Annotated in this window: 13 protein-coding genes and 2 pseudogenes; 8 read left to right on the forward strand and 7 right to left on the reverse strand. The window is 74.1% G+C overall.

Features of this window, described 5'->3' with window-relative positions; all coding sequences use genetic code 11:
* The first annotated feature begins 74 nt into the window (after nt 1-74).
* Nucleotides 75-1,211, forward strand: coding sequence for a LacI family DNA-binding transcriptional regulator (locus ABZ621_RS35870; RefSeq protein WP_360611116.1), 1,137 nt, complete (start codon nt 75-77; stop codon nt 1,209-1,211).
* Nucleotides 1,212-1,455: 244 nt separating this feature from the next.
* Here the strand turns inward: ABZ621_RS35870 and ABZ621_RS35875 are convergent, their stop codons facing one another.
* The gene (locus tag ABZ621_RS35875; RefSeq protein ID WP_360611118.1) at nt 1,456-3,090 is read right to left on the reverse strand and encodes an amidohydrolase; all 1,635 of its coding nucleotides are present in this window, start codon (nt 3,088-3,090) and stop codon (nt 1,456-1,458) included.
* Between the two features lie 207 nt (nt 3,091-3,297).
* On the opposite strand from ABZ621_RS35875, the gene ABZ621_RS35880 reads away from it, so the two are divergent.
* Nucleotides 3,298-4,035, forward strand: coding sequence for a helix-turn-helix domain-containing protein (locus ABZ621_RS35880; RefSeq protein WP_360611120.1), 738 nt, complete (start codon nt 3,298-3,300; stop codon nt 4,033-4,035).
* A 7-nt stretch (nt 4,036-4,042) separates the two neighbouring features.
* On the opposite strand, the gene ABZ621_RS35885 is transcribed toward ABZ621_RS35880, so the two are convergent.
* The 5 genes from ABZ621_RS35885 to ABZ621_RS35905 form a co-directional block, all read right to left on the reverse strand.
* Nucleotides 4,043-5,602 (reverse strand): IclR family transcriptional regulator C-terminal domain-containing protein, encoded by a 1,560-nt coding sequence (locus ABZ621_RS35885; protein ID WP_360611121.1) that lies wholly within the window; start codon nt 5,600-5,602, stop codon nt 4,043-4,045.
* A 110-nt stretch (nt 5,603-5,712) separates the two neighbouring features.
* On the reverse strand, nt 5,713-6,168 hold the full coding sequence (locus tag ABZ621_RS35890) for a MaoC family dehydratase (protein WP_360611123.1): 456 nt from the start codon (nt 6,166-6,168) through the stop codon (nt 5,713-5,715).
* A gap of 16 nt (nt 6,169-6,184) precedes the next feature.
* Nucleotides 6,185-7,714 carry a long-chain fatty acid--CoA ligase gene (locus tag ABZ621_RS35895; RefSeq protein WP_360611125.1) on the reverse strand — a complete coding sequence of 510 codons (1,530 nt, stop codon included), beginning with the start codon at nt 7,712-7,714 and terminating at the stop codon, nt 6,185-6,187.
* 10 nt (nt 7,715-7,724) lie between these two features.
* The gene (locus ABZ621_RS35900; RefSeq protein ID WP_360611143.1) at nt 7,725-8,591 is read right to left on the reverse strand and encodes an amidohydrolase family protein; all 867 of its coding nucleotides are present in this window, start codon (nt 8,589-8,591) and stop codon (nt 7,725-7,727) included.
* Between the two features lie 11 nt (nt 8,592-8,602).
* On the reverse strand, nt 8,603-9,538 hold the full coding sequence (locus ABZ621_RS35905) for an SDR family NAD(P)-dependent oxidoreductase (protein ID WP_360611127.1): 936 nt from the start codon (nt 9,536-9,538) through the stop codon (nt 8,603-8,605).
* A 172-nt stretch (nt 9,539-9,710) separates the two neighbouring features.
* Here ABZ621_RS35905 and ABZ621_RS35910 point away from each other — a divergent pair, with 172 nt between their 5' ends.
* The 3 genes from ABZ621_RS35910 (at nt 9,711) to ABZ621_RS35920 (ending at nt 12,814) form a co-directional block, all read left to right on the forward strand.
* Nucleotides 9,711-10,580 (forward strand): PaaX family transcriptional regulator C-terminal domain-containing protein, encoded by an 870-nt coding sequence (locus ABZ621_RS35910; RefSeq protein WP_360611129.1) that lies wholly within the window; start codon nt 9,711-9,713, stop codon nt 10,578-10,580.
* 141 nt (nt 10,581-10,721) lie between these two features.
* A complete protein-coding gene (locus ABZ621_RS35915; protein ID WP_360611130.1) occupies nt 10,722-12,116 on the forward strand; it encodes an FAD-dependent oxidoreductase in 1,395 nt (464 codons plus the stop codon).
* 47 nt (nt 12,117-12,163) lie between these two features.
* Complete coding sequence (locus ABZ621_RS35920; RefSeq protein ID WP_360611132.1) at nt 12,164-12,814, forward strand: HAD-IB family phosphatase; 651 nt, start codon at nt 12,164-12,166, stop codon at nt 12,812-12,814.
* Nucleotides 12,815-12,854: 40 nt separating this feature from the next.
* Here ABZ621_RS35920 and ABZ621_RS35925 read toward each other — a convergent pair whose 3' ends face one another.
* A complete protein-coding gene (locus ABZ621_RS35925) occupies nt 12,855-14,435 on the reverse strand; it encodes a carbohydrate-binding protein (protein WP_360611133.1) in 1,581 nt (526 codons plus the stop codon).
* Nucleotides 14,436-14,627: 192 nt separating this feature from the next.
* Between ABZ621_RS35925 and ABZ621_RS35930 the strand changes: the two are divergent.
* From ABZ621_RS35930 to ABZ621_RS35940, 3 genes and pseudogenes are all read left to right on the forward strand, one after another.
* Nucleotides 14,628-14,915, forward strand: a pseudogene (locus tag ABZ621_RS35930) (VOC family protein); the annotation flags it as partial.
* Between the two features lie 139 nt (nt 14,916-15,054).
* Nucleotides 15,055-15,321 (forward strand): hypothetical protein, encoded by a 267-nt coding sequence (locus ABZ621_RS35935; protein WP_360611135.1) that lies wholly within the window; start codon nt 15,055-15,057, stop codon nt 15,319-15,321.
* Between the two features lie 261 nt (nt 15,322-15,582).
* Nucleotides 15,583-16,157, forward strand: a pseudogene (locus ABZ621_RS35940) (hypothetical protein); the annotation flags it as partial.

A 16,157-nucleotide genomic window follows, 5' to 3' on the forward strand; every position in this document is an offset into this window, starting at 1 on the left:
GTTCCCGCACAAGGGTTCCAGCGAGTTTGCGGGAACGGTTTTCCAAAGGTCAGAGGGATGGCAGCATCAGCACCATGACCGAAGCCTCAGAGCATGACGGAGCGACCCCGGAGCGTGGCGGGCAGGCCGCGGGGTGGGGTGGCGGCGGACCCGGTGAACGGCGCCCGGGAAGCGGCCGTGCGGCCGCTCCGGCCCCACGGGCCGCACCGCGCGTCCGGCTCGTCGACGTCGCCCGTGAGGCCGGCCTCTCCAAGACCACCGTGTCGGCGGCCCTGAACGGCACCGGCCGGCTCTCCCCCGAGGTGCGGGAGAAGGCCCGCGAGACCGCGCGCCGCATGGGCTACCGGCCCAACGCCACCGCGCGCCAGCTGCGCGCGGGACGGGCCCGGCTCATCGGCTACGTGGTCGGCGAACTGGCCGACACCCCGTGGACCTTCCTGGAGTCGCCGTACTTCGCCCGGCTCACCGGGGCCACCGCCGCCACCGCGCTCGCGCGCGGCTACGCGGTGGTGCTGCTGCCCGCCGGATCGCTGCAGAGCGAGTGGGCGGCGCTGCCCCTCGACGCCGTGGTCGTCGCCGACCCCGTCGCCGACGACCGGATCGTCGAGGACCTGCTGGCCGCCCGCATCCCGGTCTTCAGCGACCGGTCCGTGGAGGGCCGGCCCGGCGCCCACTGGGTGGACGTCGACGCGGCGGACGCCGTCGGCCAGGTCCTGGACCACTTCCACGCCCAGGGCGCCCGCCGCCCGGTCCTCGTCGTCCCGGACAGCACCACCCGCTTCCACCGCGAGGTGGACGCCGCGCACCGGGCCTGGTGCGCCGCACACGGGCTGCCGGAGCTGACCGTACGCGCCGCCGAGCCCGGCAACGGACCGGTGATCCAGGCCGTGGAGACCGCCCTGGGTACCGGACCCGACCGCCCCGACGCCCTCCTCGTGGTCGCCGAGGCCAGCCCGCCGCTCGTCCTGGACGCGGCCCGCCGCCACGGCTACGACGTGCCCGGCGACCTCCTCCTCGTCTGCGTCAGCGAGGACGAGACCGCCGTCCACACCCAGCCGCCGGTGACCACCCTGAGCCTCCGCCCCGACGCGGTCGCCGAGGCGGGGATCGCCCACCTCATCGCCGTACTGGAGGAAGGGCGGGAGGAAACGGGCGGGGCGCTGGTGCCGGTGAGACTGGAGGTGCGGGGGTCGTCGGTGAGGGCGGGGTAGCGGCGTACGGGATCCTGGATCCAACGTCCTGGATCCAATGTCCTGGATCCAACGTCCGGGATCCAATGTCCGGGATCCGATGTCCGGGGTTGGGATATTGGATCCACGATTCTGGATCCAAGATCTTGGATCCAGGGTCCGGGATATCGGATACAGGAGCCGTCCGTAGCCGTAGCCGTAGCCGTAGCCGTAGCCGTAGCCGTAGCCGTAGCCGCAGCCGTACCTGCCGGGCCGCCAGACCCGGTCAGGCCTCGTACACCAGCCGGCCGCCGACGTACGTCCGCTCCACCCGGGCCTCGGCGATCGCGTCGGCCGGTGCGGTCAGTACGTCCCGGTCGAGGACGACGAGGTCGGCGAGGTGGCCGGCGGTCAGGCTGCCCGCGTCGTCGTGGCCGTTCACGTGCGCGGCGCCGGCCGTGTAGGCGGTGAGGGCGGAGAGCAGGTCGATGCGCTCCTCCGGGTAGAAGACCCTGCCGTCGGGGGACTCCGGGTCGCGCCGGTTCACGGCGACGTGGATGCCCTCCAGCGGGTTCGGGCTGGAGACCGGCCAGTCGCTGCCCGCCGCCAGGGTCGCCCCCGACCGCAGCAGCGAGCCGAACGGGTACTGCCAGGCCGCCCGCTCCTCGCCGAGGAACGGGATGGTGAGCTCGTCCATCTGCGGCTCGTGGGCCGCCCACAGCGGCTGGATGTTGGCGATGGCGCCGAGCGCGGCGAACCGGGGCACGTCGGTGGGGTGCACCACCTGGAGGTGGGCGAGGTGGTGGCGGTTGCCGCGCCGCCCGTTGGCCGCGATCGCCGCCTCGACAGCGTCCAGCGCCTCCCGCACCGCACGGTCGCCGAGCGCGTGGAAGTGCACCTGGAAGTCCAGCGCGTCGAGCTCGGTGACGTACCCGAGCAGTGCCTCGGGGTCGACGAAGCTGAGCCCGGTGTTGCCGGTCGCGCAGCCGCAGCCGTCGAGGTACGGGGTGGTCATCGCGGCCGTGAAGTTCTCCGCGATCCCGTCCTGCATGATCTTGACCGAGCCGGCCCGGAACAGCCCCGAGCTCAACTGCTCGCGGCGGTCGACCAGTTCGGGGATCTGCTCGGCCCCGCGCTCGCGGTCCCACCACAGCGCACCCGTCACCCGGGCGGTCAGCGAACCGTCCTTGGCCGCCGTCAGATAGGCGTCCGACGGGTCCGGCATGCCGTTGAACGAGCCGAGCAGGGCGTCCTGCCAGCCCGTCACGCCCAGCGAGTGCAGCAGCCGCTGCGCCCGCAGCAGCCCCGCGAGCCGGTCCTCCGAGGTGCTCGCCGGCACCAGACGGGAGACCAGGCCGGTCGCGCCCTCCTGGAGCATGCCGCTCGGGGTGCCGTCGGCCTCCCGCTCGATCCGGCCGTCCGCCGGGTCCGGGGTGCCGGCGGTCAGCCCGGCCAGCTCCAGGGCCCGGGTGTTCGCCCAGGCGCCGTGGTGGTCGCGGTTCGACAGCAGGACGGGACGGTCGGGGACGACCGAGTCGAGCAGCTGACGGGTCGGCAGGCCGCCCGCGAAGCTCTCCATCGACCAGCCGCCGCCGGTGACCCACTCCCGGTCGGGGTGGGCCTCGGCGTACGCGCGGATCCTCGCCAGGTACTCCGCCACGTCGACGCTCTCGGTGAGGTCGCACTCGGCGAGCTCGGCGCCGCCCCCGACCGCGTGGATGTGGGCGTCCTGGAAACCCGGCAGCAGCAGCCGGCCGGCCAGGTCCACCACCTCGGTGCCGGGGCCGATCAGCTCGCGCACCTCGTCGTGGCCGACGGCCGTGATCCGGTCGCCGGTGACGGCGAGCGACGTGGCCCGGCTGCGTGCCGGATCCAGGGTGAGGACGGGGCCTCCGGTGAAGACCAGATCGGCCTGGGGCATACCAGCTCCCTTGCGTGCGGCCGCGCCGGGGAGGGCGCGGGACGGACGACGCCGGCCGGCGGGCGAGGGGTGCCGCGCGGCGGGCGTCGGACGGAGTCCGGCCGGGCGCGGCCACCGGATCGCACCGGCGCCGCCGCACGGCTGACGGGCGCCATGGAAGCCCGCGAGCCGTTTACACGTCAATGGTGTTGACGTAAGGTCCCGGCCATGTCCGCACGCGTCGTCCCCGAAGGCAGCCGGCAGCGCCGCCGCCCCACCAAACAGGGTGCCGTCCTCTCCGAACGGCTCATCGTCGACACCGCGCTGCGCCTGGTGGCCCAGCACGGCGCCGAAGCGCTCTCCGTACGCAGGCTGGGCGCGGCCCTCGGCGCCGACCCCAGCGCCCTCTACCGCTACTTCCGCAACACCGACGCCCTGCTCCTCGCGATCGCCGACGAGCTCATCGGGCGGGCGCAGGAGGGCTGGGAGGCGACCGGGGACTGGCGGACCGACCTGCGGGCGATGGGCCTGCGCATCCACGCGTCCTACCTCGCCCAGCCGCAGGCCGCCCTGCTGGCCGCGCACCGCACGACCGGCCGCCCGCACGAGACGCGGGCGGTCGAGAAGATCCTCGGCATCCTGCGGGACGGCGGCTTCCCCGACCCGCTGGCGGTCCGCGTCTACCACGCCTTCGTGGACCAGGCCCTGGCCTTCGCGGCCCAGGACGCGGCCGCCGCCGCGCTGCCGGAGGCGGCGGGCGAGGCGGACAGCGAGGTCTGGGGGCAGGTCTACGGCCGCCTCCCGGCCGAGACCCATCCGCACATCGCGGCGACGTTCCCCCTCCTCGTCGCGGACATGCGCGACAGCGGCTATCCGTTCGCCCTGGAGCTCATGCTGACGGCCCTGGAGACGCTGCACCCGGACGCGGCGGGAAGCCCGAAACGGGTCCGGAGGAACGGTTCCTGATCCTTCCTCAGGAGGCGGGGACGGGCGTGTGGCGGCCCACCGCCGCCAGGTCCGCCGAGATCCGTACCGCCGTCTCCCACAGGTGGGGCAGGACGGCCGCGAGGCTCTCCTCGGGCGCGCAACGGCCCGCGTTGAGAGCGATGTTGAGCGCGGCGACCACCCGGCCCGTCCCGTCGCGCACCGGCACCGCGATCGACCGCAGTCCTTCCTCCAGCTCCTCCTCCACCCAGCCGAAGCCCCGCTCGGCGGTCACCGCCACGGCCTCCCGCAGCTCGCCGGGGCCGGTCAGGGTCCGGGGCGTCAGCGCCTCCGGCGTGATCCGGCCGAGCCGCCCGTCCCGCTCGGCCTCCGGCAGGGCGGCGAGCAGCACCCGCCCCATCGAGGTGGCGTACGCGGGCAGCCGGGTGCCCACGACGATGTCGATGCGCATGATCCGGCTGCCCGCCACCCGCGCCACGTACCGGATGTCGTCCCCGTCGAGCACCGCCACCGACGCCGACTCCCGCACCGTCCGCACCAGGCGGACCAGGTGCGGGGTGGCGATCTCGGGGAGGGTGAGCGCGGCGAGCCGGGCGTGGCCGAGTTCCAGGACGCGGGGGAGGAGCACGAAGCCGCCGGCGTCCTCGCGGACGTACCCCAGGTGGCACAGGGTGATCAGCGACCGGCGGGCGGTCGCCCGGGGCAGCCCGGCGAGCCGCGCGAGATCGGTGAGCCGGGCGGGCCCGCGGACGGCCCCGAAGGCGCGCAGCACGTCGAGCCCCCGGGCGAGCGACTGGAGGAACCCGGCCCCCAGCTCCTCCTTCAGCGCGCCTCCGGCGGGCGTCACGGCCCGCGGTTCCGCCTCCGGCGGTACGGTTCCGAGGGCGAGCGCCGCCTCCATGGCCGCGACCGTCTCCCGCAGGGGCGGCAGGGCGAACGCCTCCAGGGCGGCGGCGTCGTGCCGGCTGGTGTGGCTGACCACGCTCACCGCGCACACGACGGCTCCCGCCGGATCCCGTACGGGCAGGGCCACGGCGACGAGCCCCGGCTCGATCAGCTGGTCGTCGACGGCCACGCCCCGCTCACGGGCCTCCCGCACCCGCTCCGCGAACCCGCCGTCCCCGTCCGGGACGCCCTCCTCGGCGGCGAACAGCGCGCCGGGCGCGCACCGTCCGGCCGGCAGCAGGTCCCCGGGCCGGAAGGCGAACGCCAGGGCCCGCCGCCGGCTCGCCTGCGCCAGGAAGCGGACCCCGTCCCCGTCGGGCACGGCCAGCGACACCGGCTCGTCGAGCCGCTCGGCGAGCGCGGCGGCGTGCGGCCCGAGGAGCGCGGGCAGCCCGCAGAAGTCCAGGTAGGCGTTCCCGAGCTCGGCCGCCCCGGGCGCGAGCAGCAGATCGCGGCCTTCGGCGCGCAGCATCCCGAGGGCGGTGAGGGTGGTCGCGATCCGGTCCACGGTCGCCCGCGCGAGCCCCGTCTCCCGCGCCACCTCCCCGACCCCGCGCCGGCCGCCGTCCCCGGCGACCACCGCCCGCACCACCGCGAGCCCCCGCACCAGCGGCCCGACCGCCTCGGCCGGCCTCGTCGTCATGCCCTCTCCCCTCCCTCCACCCCGCGCGGGAGCACCGTACCCGGCGCACGGGCGCGCCGGAGGGGCGGGCGTCCACGGGGACGCCCGCCCCTGGGCGGGTGCGGAGGAGGTCAGGCGTAGAAGCGGTAGACCGCCTGGGCGACGCAGGCCGGCTTGTCGGCGCCGTCGATCTCCACGGTGAGGTCCACGGTGACCTCGACGCCGCCGCGGACGTCCTCGACGGAGGCGATGCGGCCGTGGGTGCGGATCTTCGAGCCGACGCGGACGGGAGAGGGGAAACGGACCTTGTTCAGGCCGTAGTTGACGGCCATCGACACGCCCTCGACCTGGAGGAGCTCGCTCCACATGGGGATGAGGAGGGAGAGGGTGAGGTAGCCGTGGGCGATGGTGCCGCCGAACGGGCCGGTCGCGGCCCGCTCCACGTCGACGTGGATCCACTGGTGGTCGTCGGTGGCGTCGGCGAAGGTGTCGACGCGGGACTGGGCGATCTCCACCCAGGAGCTGTGGCCGAGGTCGGCGCCGGCCTGGGCGCGGATCTCGTCGATGCCGTGGACGGTGAGGGACATGCGGTTCTCCAGGAGGTCAGTGGGCCGGGTCGCTGCCGTAGTGGTCCCGGATGGGGCCCTTGAGCAGCTTTCCGGTGGCGTTGCGGGGCAGTTCGGGAGCGAGGACGACGCTCCGCGGGAGCTTGTAGCGGGCCAGCAGGCCCCCGAGGTGGGCGAGGAGTTCCTCGGCGGTGGGCGCGGTGCCGGGGCGGGGGACGACGACCGCGCGGCCCACCTCGCCCCAGCGGGCGTCGGGGACGCCGATGACGGCGGCCTCGGCGACGTCGGGGTGGCGGAGGAGGGCGTCCTCCACCTCGGCCGGGTAGATGTTCTCCCCGCCCGAGATGATCATGTCCTTGAGGCGGTCGACGAGCGTGACGTAGCCGTCGGCGTCGACGGTGGCGACGTCGCCGGAGCGGAAGCGGCCCCCGTCGAGGAAGGCCTCGGCGGTCGCCTCGGGGAGGTTCCAGTAGCCCGGGGTCACGTTCGACCCCGCGACCACGACCTCGCCGTTCTCGCCGGGCGCCGTCTCGGTGCCGTCCGGGCGGAGCACGGTGACGTCGGTGAAGAAGTGCGGCACGCCCGCCGAGCCGGCCTTGCGGTCCGAGTCGGCGCGGTCCAGGACCAGGGCGCCGGGCGACGCCTCGGTCATCCCGTACCCCTGGACGAAGGCGAGCCCCCGTTCCAGATAGGTCCGCGCGGTCCGGGTCGGGACGGGCGCGCCGCCGCACAGGAGGAGCCTCAGGCTGGTGAGGTCCGCCTCGCGCCAGCCGGGGGCCGCCGCCATCGCGTCGTACATCGTCGGCACGCCGAACAGGGCGGTGACGCCGTGGAGTCCGATGAGCCGCAGGGCCCGCTCCGGGTCGAAGGCCGACTCCAGGAGGACCGTGCCGCCCTTGAGGAGGGTCGGCAGGCAGCTCATGTTGAGGGCGCCGGTGTGGAAGAGCGGGGCGCCGACGAGGGCGACCTCGTCCCCGGCGAGGTCCGTGTCCACGACGACGTTGAGGCTGTTCCAGACGACGTTCCCGTGGGTGAGGACGGCGCCCTTGGCCCGGCCCGTGGTGCCCGAGGTGTACATGATGAGGCAGAGGTCGTCGTGGCCGACCTCCTCGTCGATCTCCTCCGCCGGTGAGGCCGCGAGCAGCTCCTCGTACCCCCGTCCCGGCCCGTCCCCCTCGACGGAAAGGAGGCTCAAGGGCCCGGCGGCGGAGACGAGTTCGTCGACCTTGCCGTCCGGCTGCCGCGCGTGGACCAGCGACCGGGCGCCGGAGTCGGCCAGTTGGAAGGCGAGCTCGGCGACGGCGAGGCGGTTGTTGAGCGGGACGAAGACCGCCCCGAGGATCCCGGTGGCGAACAGCGTCTCCAGATACGCGGGATGGTTCGGGCCCAGGAAGGCGACCCGGTCCCCGCGCGCCACGCCCGCGCCCCGCAGGGCGTGCGCGAGCCGGGTCGAGCGGTCGTGGAGGGTCGCGTAGTCGTACGCGCGCCCCTCGTGGAGGAGGGCGGTGCGGCGGGGAGTCCTCCGGTTCCGGCGGGCCGGCCAGGATCCGATGCCCTGGTTGCGCATGGCGTCTCCCTCAGGTGGTGAGGCCGAGGAGCCGGGCCGCGTTCTCCTTGAGGATCTTCGGCCGGACCTCGTCCTTGATCGGCAGCCCGGCGAAGTCGGCGAGCCAGCGGTCCGGCGTCAGCAGCGGATAGTCCGAGCCGAAGAGGACCTTGTCCTGGAGCAGGCTGTTCGCGTAGCGGACGAGCTGCGGCGGGAAGTACTTCGGCGACCAGCCGGACAGGTCGATGTACACGTTCGGCTTGTGCGTCGCCACCGCGAGCGCCTCGTCCTGCCAGGGGAAGGACGGGTGGGCGAGGACGATCCGCATGCCGGGGAAGTCGGCGGCGACGTCGTCCACGTCCATCGGGTTCGAGTACTTCAGCCGGATGCCGCCGCCGCCCGGCGCGCCCGCGCCGATGCCGGTCTGCCCGGTGTGGAAGACCGCGATCGCGCCCGCGTCCTCGATGGCCTCGTACAGGGCGTACGCCATCCGGTCGTTGGGGTGGAACGCCTGGATGTTCGGGTGGAACTTGAAGCCCTTGACCCCGAACTCCTCGACGAGCCGCCGGATCTGACGGACCGCCGCCTTTCCCTTGTACGGGTCGACACCGGCGAAGGGGACGATCACGTCCGGGTTCGCGGCGGCCGCCTCGGCGATCTCCTCGTTCGGCACCGGCGGGGTGCCGGTGGCGGACTCCGCGTCCACCGTGAAGACCACGCAGGCCATCGACCGTTCGCGGTAGTACGCGGCGATCTCCGGCAGCGTCGGGTGCCGGTGCTCCGCCTTGAAGTAGGCGCCGGCGGCGGCGTCCAGCTCGGCCGAGAGCGACGCCCCGCCCTTCGCGGACACCTCCGCGTGGGCGTGCATGTCGATGGCGACGAGCGCGTCGTAGTCCAGCACGGCGCCGCTCACAGGACCGGGGCGGGGATGCCGTAGGTCTCCGGGGCGCGGCCGACCGAGACCGGCCAGGCGGCGGCGATCGCGTCCGCGCTCCAGCCGCCGTCCGCGTACGCCACCGCGATCTCCTGCGGGTGCGACCACAGGGCGAGCTTGTCGCCGCCGATGCCGATGCACTGGCCGGTGACGCCGGCGGAGGCGTCCGAGGCCAGGAAGGTCACCAGGCCCGCGACGTCCTCGGGCGTGCCGAAGCCCTCGCCCTTGCGCAGGCTGTCGGGGAACGGCGTGCCGTCCTGCTCCAGGGCCTCGACGTGCGGGGCGAAGACCGGGATCGTCTTGGTCATGGCGGTGGCGGCGACCGGGATGACGGCGTTGGCGGTGATGCCCGCGCGGCCCAGCTCCATCGCCCAGGTGCGGACCATGGCGGCGATGCCGGCCTTGGCGGCCGCGTAGTTGGTCTGGCCGAAGTTGCCGCGCTGCCCGGCAGGGGAGCCGGCGACCACGATCCGGCCGCCGTCGCCCTGCTCGCGCATGCGCTCCACGGCGGCGCGGACGCAGGTGAAGGTGCCGCGCAGGTGGACCTGGACGACGGTGTCGAAGTCCTCGTCGGTCATCTTCCACAGCACGCGGTCGCGGAGCACCCCGGCGTTGGTGACCATCGTGTCGATGCGGCCGAAGGCGTCGACGGCGCGGGCGACGAGCGCTTCGGCGGCCTCCGCCGTGCCGACCGGGACCACCTCGGCGACGGCCCGCCCGCCCGCCTCGGTGATCTCCTTCACGGCCGCGGCGGCGGCCTCCGCGTCGACGTCGTTGACGACGACGGCCGCGCCGGCGGCCGCGAGGGAGCGGGCGTAGGCGCGGCCGAGACCGCGGCCGCTGCCGGTGACGACCGCCACCTTGCCGGTGAGGTCCACCGGGGGCGCCGGGTGCACCTGGGGAGAAGTCATGGACGGGTCCTTCCCGTGAGTCGAGGGTCGCCGGGGGCGGGGCGCGGGATCGCCGCCTCGCTCACGCACCGGCGGCGCCAAAGTTAGGCAAGTTCTCGTCTGCGGTCAACAAAGTGCCGAATATTTGTCGGCGGGCCCCTCTCGCCCCGACCCCGCCGCCTACGCTGTCCCCGTGACCCCACCCGCCCCGCAGCGCACCCCGGAAACCGGGCCCGAAGCCCCCGAACGCGGCTCCGTGCCCCGCCCCCAGTCCCTGATGCTGAGCTTCTTCGGCATCCACGTGCTCGGCACCGGCACCGCGCTCTCCTCGGCGAGCGTCATCGACGCCCTCGCCCGCGCCGACGTCGGCGAGGACGCCGTCCGCTCCACCCTGACCCGCATGGTCGGCCGCGGCCTCCTGGACCGGCACCGCCGCGGCCGCCGCATGTACTTCTCGCTGACGGAACGCGCCGCCGCCGTCCTCGCCGACGGAGAGGAACGCGTCCGGCGCACCGGCGCCGTCAACCACGCCTGGGACGGCACCTGGACCCTCGTCGGCTTCTCGCTCCCCGAGTCCTGGCGGCGGGAGCGCCACGACCTGCGCTCCCGGCTCGTCTGGGCCGGCTTCGGCCCGCTCCAGAGCGGCCTGTGGGCGGCGCCCGGCCGCGTCGACGTCGAACCGATCGCCGCGGAGCTCGGGCTCGGCGACCGTATCAGGGCCTTCCACGGCCAGGCCGCCGCGCCGACCGAGGCCGGCCCCCTGCTGCGCACCGCCTTCGACCTCGACGCCATCGCCGCCGACTACCGCGCCTTCCTCGCCCGTTGGGGCGACGACGGGCCCGCCCCCGGCGACGCCCGCGACGACCTCGGACGCCAGCTGCTGCTGCACACCGACTGGCTGGAACTCGTCCGCCGCGACCCGTACCTGCCCGCCGAACACCTCCCCGAGCAGTGGCCGGCCGAGGCCGCCGAACGCACCTTCCGGGCGCTCTCGGAGCGGTACGACCCCGGCGCCCGCCGCATCGCGGAAGGCCTCCTCGACCGCTGGGACCCGCACGCCTGAGGCCCCCGTGCCCCGGCCGGGGCACCGCCGTCCAGCCTTACGTCAACACCATTGACCTTGCCGTACGCGGCCCGGTCTCATGGGCGGCACCTCGGAAGGAGCCCCGCGACCGGGCTCCTCCGCGATCCGGAGGACACCCCCATGGACCACCTGCACTCGCTGCGGGACGCCGCGCCGACCCCGTTCTGGCTCGACGACGCCCGCCGCCCCCAGGCCACCCCCGCCCTCGTCGGAGCCACCACCTGCGACCTCCTCGTCGTCGGCGGCGGCTACACCGGCCTGTGGACCGCGCTCGTCGCCAAGGAGCGCGACCCCTCCGCCGACGTCGTCCTCGTCGAGGGCGAGGAGATCGGCCACGCCGCCTCCGGCCGCAACGGAGGCTTCTGCGAGTCGAGCCTCACCCACGGCCTCGGCAACGGCCTGGACCGCTGGCCCGGCGAGATCGCCACCCTCGAACGCCTCGGCCGCGAGAACCTCCAGGCCATGGAGGACGCCATCGAGCGGTACGGCATCGACTGCGACTGGGAGCGGACCGGCTCCCTCACCATCGCCACCGAACCCCACCAGGTCCCCTGGCTCGCCGAGGAGGCGGAGACCGCCGAGCGGTACGGCGCCACCACCGCCCTCCTCGACGCCGACGCCGTCCGCGCCGAGATCGACTCGCCCACCTTCCTCGGCGGCCTGTGGAACAAGAGCGACACGGCCATGGTCAACCCCGCCCGCCTGGCCTGGGGCCTCAAGCGGGCCTGCCTCGACCTCGGCGTCCGCGTCCACGAGCACACCCCGGCCCTCTCCCTCGACGAACACGGCCCCACCGTCGCCGTCCGCACCCCCTACGGCCGCGTCACCGCCCGCCGCGTGGCCCTCGCCACCAACGCCTACCCGTCGCTGCTGCGCCGCCACCGCCTCTACACGGTCCCCGTCTACGACTACGCGCTGATGACCGAACCGCTCAGCCGGGAGCAACTCGCCGCCGTCGGCTGGCACAACCGCCAGGGCTGGTCCGACCCCGCCAACCACTTCACCTACGTCCGGATCTCCGCCGACGACCGGATCCTGTGGGGCGGCTACGACGTCGTCTACCGCTACGCCGGCCGCGTCCGCGCCGAGCACGAGCGGCGGCCCGAGACCTTCGCCACCCTCGCCCGCACCTTCTTCCGCACCTTCCCGCAGCTGGAGGACGTCCGCTTCAGCCACGCCTGGGGCGGCGCGATCGACACCAGCACCCGCTTCTGCGTCTTCTTCGACACGAGCCACCGGGGCAAGGTCGCGTACGCCGCCGGCTTCACGGGCCTCGGCGTCGGCGCCACCCGCTTCGGCGCCGAGGTGATGCTCGACCTCCTGGCCGGCGAGCGCACCGAGCGCACCGCCCTCGAACTCGTCCGCCGCAAGCCGCTGCCCTTCCCGCCCGAGCCCGTCCGCTCGATCGGCATCGGCATCACCCAGCGCTCGCTCACCCGCTCCGACCGCAACGAGGGCCGCCGCGACCTGTGGCTGCGCACCCTCGACCGGCTCGGGCTCGGCTTCGGCAGCTGACCGCCCCGTCCGCGACGTAGGCTGGCCTCCGGAATCGGGAGGGCACGGTGAAGGACGGACGGCTGCTGCACGTCTTCGACATGGACGGGACGCTGCTGAGGGGCACCTCGGCCAGCCTGGAGATCGCCGCCCGCCTCGGCTGCCTGGCCGAACTCCACGCCTTGGAGGCCGAGTTCGCGGCGGGAGCCGTCGACACCCGGGGATTCGCCGCCGCCCTGCACGGACTGTGGCGCGACCTGACCCCCGGCGTCGTCGCCGAGGCATTCGACGGGGCGCCGTGGATCGGCGGTCTCGCGGAGGTCCTCGCGGACATCCGGGCCCGGGGCGACCGGGCCGTCGTGGTCACCATGTCGCCGGACTTCTTCGCCGACCGGCTGCGCGGCCTCGGCGTGGACGACGTGGTCGCCTCCGGCTTCCCGCCCCCGCCCTTCCGGACGGCGCCCGACCCGGCGCGGATCCTCGTCCCCGGGGACAAGGTGACCGCCGTCGACCGCCTCCGCGGCGCCCTCGGCCTCGACCGCGACGCCTGCGTCGCCTACGGCGACTCCGGCTCCGACGTCCCCCTCTTCTCCGTCCTCCGCCACACGGTGGCCGTCAACGCCACCCCGGGCCTGCGCGCCCTGGCCCGCGCCGGGTACGACGGCGACGATCTGCGGGCCGCGTACACCCTGGGCAGAGAGCTGCGCGCCCGCGCCTGAACGGTCAGGCGCGGGCGCGCTGTTCACGTGCGTGCCGTGATCACCAGGTGACGGCCTTGCCGCCGAACGTCACGGCGAGCGAGCCGTTCGCGGCGAAGGACCAGCCGAGGGCACCGCTGTAGTTCACGCACCGCGAGCCGTTCGAGCCGGACCAGAACTGGTTGGTGGCGTCGACGTCACCCACGAGCTTGTCGTTGGTTCCGGAACTCGTGCTGCGGCAGGAGGTGTTGCCCCGGAAGACCGACGTGCCCGCCTCGAAGGTGTAGTTGCGCTGGGCGTTGTCGACCGAGATGTTCTCGGAGACCTTCAGCGAACCGGGGTTGCTGTTGTACGTGAAGCCGTGCTTGCCGTTGCGGTAGGCGATGCTGCGCCGCACGACGTGGTCGACGGCGATGGACTCCCCGCCGAGCTTGTAGCCGTTGCGGTCGCCGTTGGCGTTCACGGTGCCGTCGGAGAGGGTGCCGTTGGTGTACGCGAGGGAGTTCTCGATCGTCACCGGGTCGATCGGGCCGGTGTCCGGCTTGGTGTAGAGGTCCCAGCCGTCGTCGATGTTGTGGTGGGCGACCGCGTACCGGAAGACGTTCCCCGGCCCGGTGGTCAGCTTGGCGGCGAAGCCGTCGGCGTTCTCGCCGGCCGCGTCGGCGTTGTCGTGCGACTCGACGCTCACCATGAGGTTGCGGGCCGGCCACTGGTCGCGCGGGGTGGTGGAGCCGATCCGTCCGAGCTGGAGGCCGGTGTCGCGGTTGAAGCGGGTGACCGTGCGCTCGATGACGTTGTCGCTGCCGCCGACGTAGATGCCGTTGTCGCCGGCCCGCTGCACGATCAGCCCCTTCACGTGCCAGAAGCTGCCGTTCAGGGCGAGCCCCCGGTTGGAGGACGACTCGGCCATCGCGGAGAAGTCGAGCACCGGCGTCTCGCCCGGGTAGGCGGCGATCGTCTTGCGGGCGGCGGAGGTGCCGTTGTTGCCCGCCGCGACGGTGATCGTCTGGGCGTGCGCGTACGTACCGCCGCGCAGGTAGATCGTGCCGCCCGCGCCGATCCGGGTGATCGCGGAGGCGAGCGTCGTCGGGTCGGACTCGGTGCCGGAGGCGCCCGCGGAGCCGGCGGGCGACACGTAGAGGGCGGGCCCGGAGGGTGCGGGCGAGTCGGCGGTGGTGAGCTCGACGTGGTCGACGTTGGGCAGCCCGGCGGCCGTCGTCGGGTTCAGCCGGACGGTGTTGGAGCCGGCCGCGACCGGCACGGTGAAGGTCCGCGTCGTCCAGCCGGTCCAGACGCCGGTGGACGCGAAGGACGCCCCCGCCGCGACGGTCGCGCCGTTGACGACGACGTCGGCGGGGCGGGGCGTGGTGGTCCCGTTGGCGAACCGCACGCTGAGCGTCGCCGTCCCGGCGGCGGGCGCGGTCACGGTGAACTGGGCGTACGCGCCGGTGGCGTTGGTGCCGTTGCAGAACCCGCTGCCGGAGAACCCGGTCCAGTCGGAGTCGATCGTGCCGGTGCAGACGGCGGGCGAGACCTCGGCCTCGTACCGCCCGGTCGCGGCCTGGGCGCCGCCGGCGGCGCCCAGCGCGACGAGGGTGCCGGCGACGAGGCCCACGCTGACGGCGAGGGGAGTGGTGCGCATCGGTGTCTCCTGGTGGGGGAGGCGGCTCGGACACGGTGGAAAGCGCTTTCTCCGTACGGGGCGACGCTAGAGGGAGCGTCGGAGACGCGTCAATATGCGGGTACGTGATTGGGGTTCACGAATATGAACGGACAGGTGGGCTGGGGGACTTCGCCGTCCGCCCCGAGGCGCGGGGAACTCGAGCAGGCGAACCCCGACCACGTGGGTTCGGCGCACGCCGTCATCGGCCCGAAGGGCGACAGCCCGCGCATGTGCTTCCAGCGCGTCCCCGAGGGCAAGGTCGTCAAGAACCGCGTCCACCTCTGCGTCCGCGTCGCCACCGGCCTCGTGGGCGAGGAGCGCCTCGCCGTGCTGGAGGCGGAGTGTGCCCGCCCGGTCGTGCTCGGAGGCGTGCGCTTCCGCCGGCTGGAGGCGGACGACGAGAACGAGTCGTGCATGGTGATGCAGGACATCGAGGGCAACGAGTTCTGCCTGGACTGAGCGCGCCCCGAGGCGCCGGAGCGATGCCGGGGCCGGGGAGGCGCTGGCGGACACGGTGCGGAGGGAGAAGACGCCGTCGCCGTCGCCCTCGCCGCCGGCGCACCGGCGCAGCGTAGGGACCGAAGTCACCGGCTGGGGGATGCTGCTCAGTGCCACACACGAGCCGCCGAAGGCGGGCGCGAGCGTCGACGTCTTCTACGCGCCCGGCGACGCGCGCCCGGACTCGCCGGTCCTGGAGGGCGGCCGCCGCTGGGATACGAGCGTGCTCGCGTGCGAAGTGACGTGCGAGGTAAGGCGGTTCACCCCGTCCGGGCACTTTCCCGCCCTCGGCATCCTCCTCCTGCCGACCGCCCTCGGCTGGAACGCCGCGGGCCTGGCCGCCCGGCCGCCTTCCTGTCCTGCGTGACACCGGGCGCGGCGCCAGCCTGGCTGTGGTGCTCGTTCCAGCCGCCCGGTATCGGGGAGGCGTCGAAGGGGTGGTGAGCTGCTGTCGGGCGGGCGGGCATGTGTCTTCTGGTGTGCATGAGCGAGCATTCCGGCCTGTGGTGGTTGCCCGTATGCCTCGGGAACGGCAGTTCCGAGGTCGAATGGGTGACCTTGCTGCTGGGCGGTCGTTGGATGCGGTGACGGGCACGTGGTGTGTGCGGGTCTGGGAGGGGGTGTCTGGGTGGGTGTGTTGCGGGAGGTGGCGGCGTCGTTCGTCGTGCCGGGGCCCTCGGGGGTCGCGGTCCGTGACCGGCTCAGGCACCTGACGGCCGGGGACGAGAGGGTGCTGCGGTCGGTGGGAGCGCACCTCGGCTCCCTGGCGTCCGGCGACCTCAAGGCCCGCTGCGCTGACGGCCTGGACCACTCCACGGAGGCATGGGCGGCGCGGAAGCGGGAGCTGACGGCCGTGTCGTCGTCGCGGTGGGCGGGGTCGTTGACGAAGGCCACGCACGACCAGTGGGCGCTGGCCCGCCGTGGTCAGGCAGCCCGTCTTCAGGGCCTGGAAGCCGGTATCCGCACGATCGCGTACCGCCTGGCACTGCCGGTCGGATCGAAGGGCACTGCGCGGGCTCCCGGCGGCTACCGCTCGCAGCGCGAGTGGTTCCACAAGTGCCGCCGCCTGCGTGTCCTCGAAGACCGGCTGGCCGCCGTGCGCGCCGACCGCGAGGCCGGCGTCGTGCACGTGACACGGGGCGGCAAGCGCCTGCTCAACACCCGCCACCACCTCGACGCGGCGCAGCTGACCGAGGCGGAGTG

Source organism: Streptomyces sp. NPDC007863 (assembly GCF_040633895.1).
Lineage (GTDB): Bacteria > Actinomycetota > Actinomycetes > Streptomycetales > Streptomycetaceae > Streptomyces.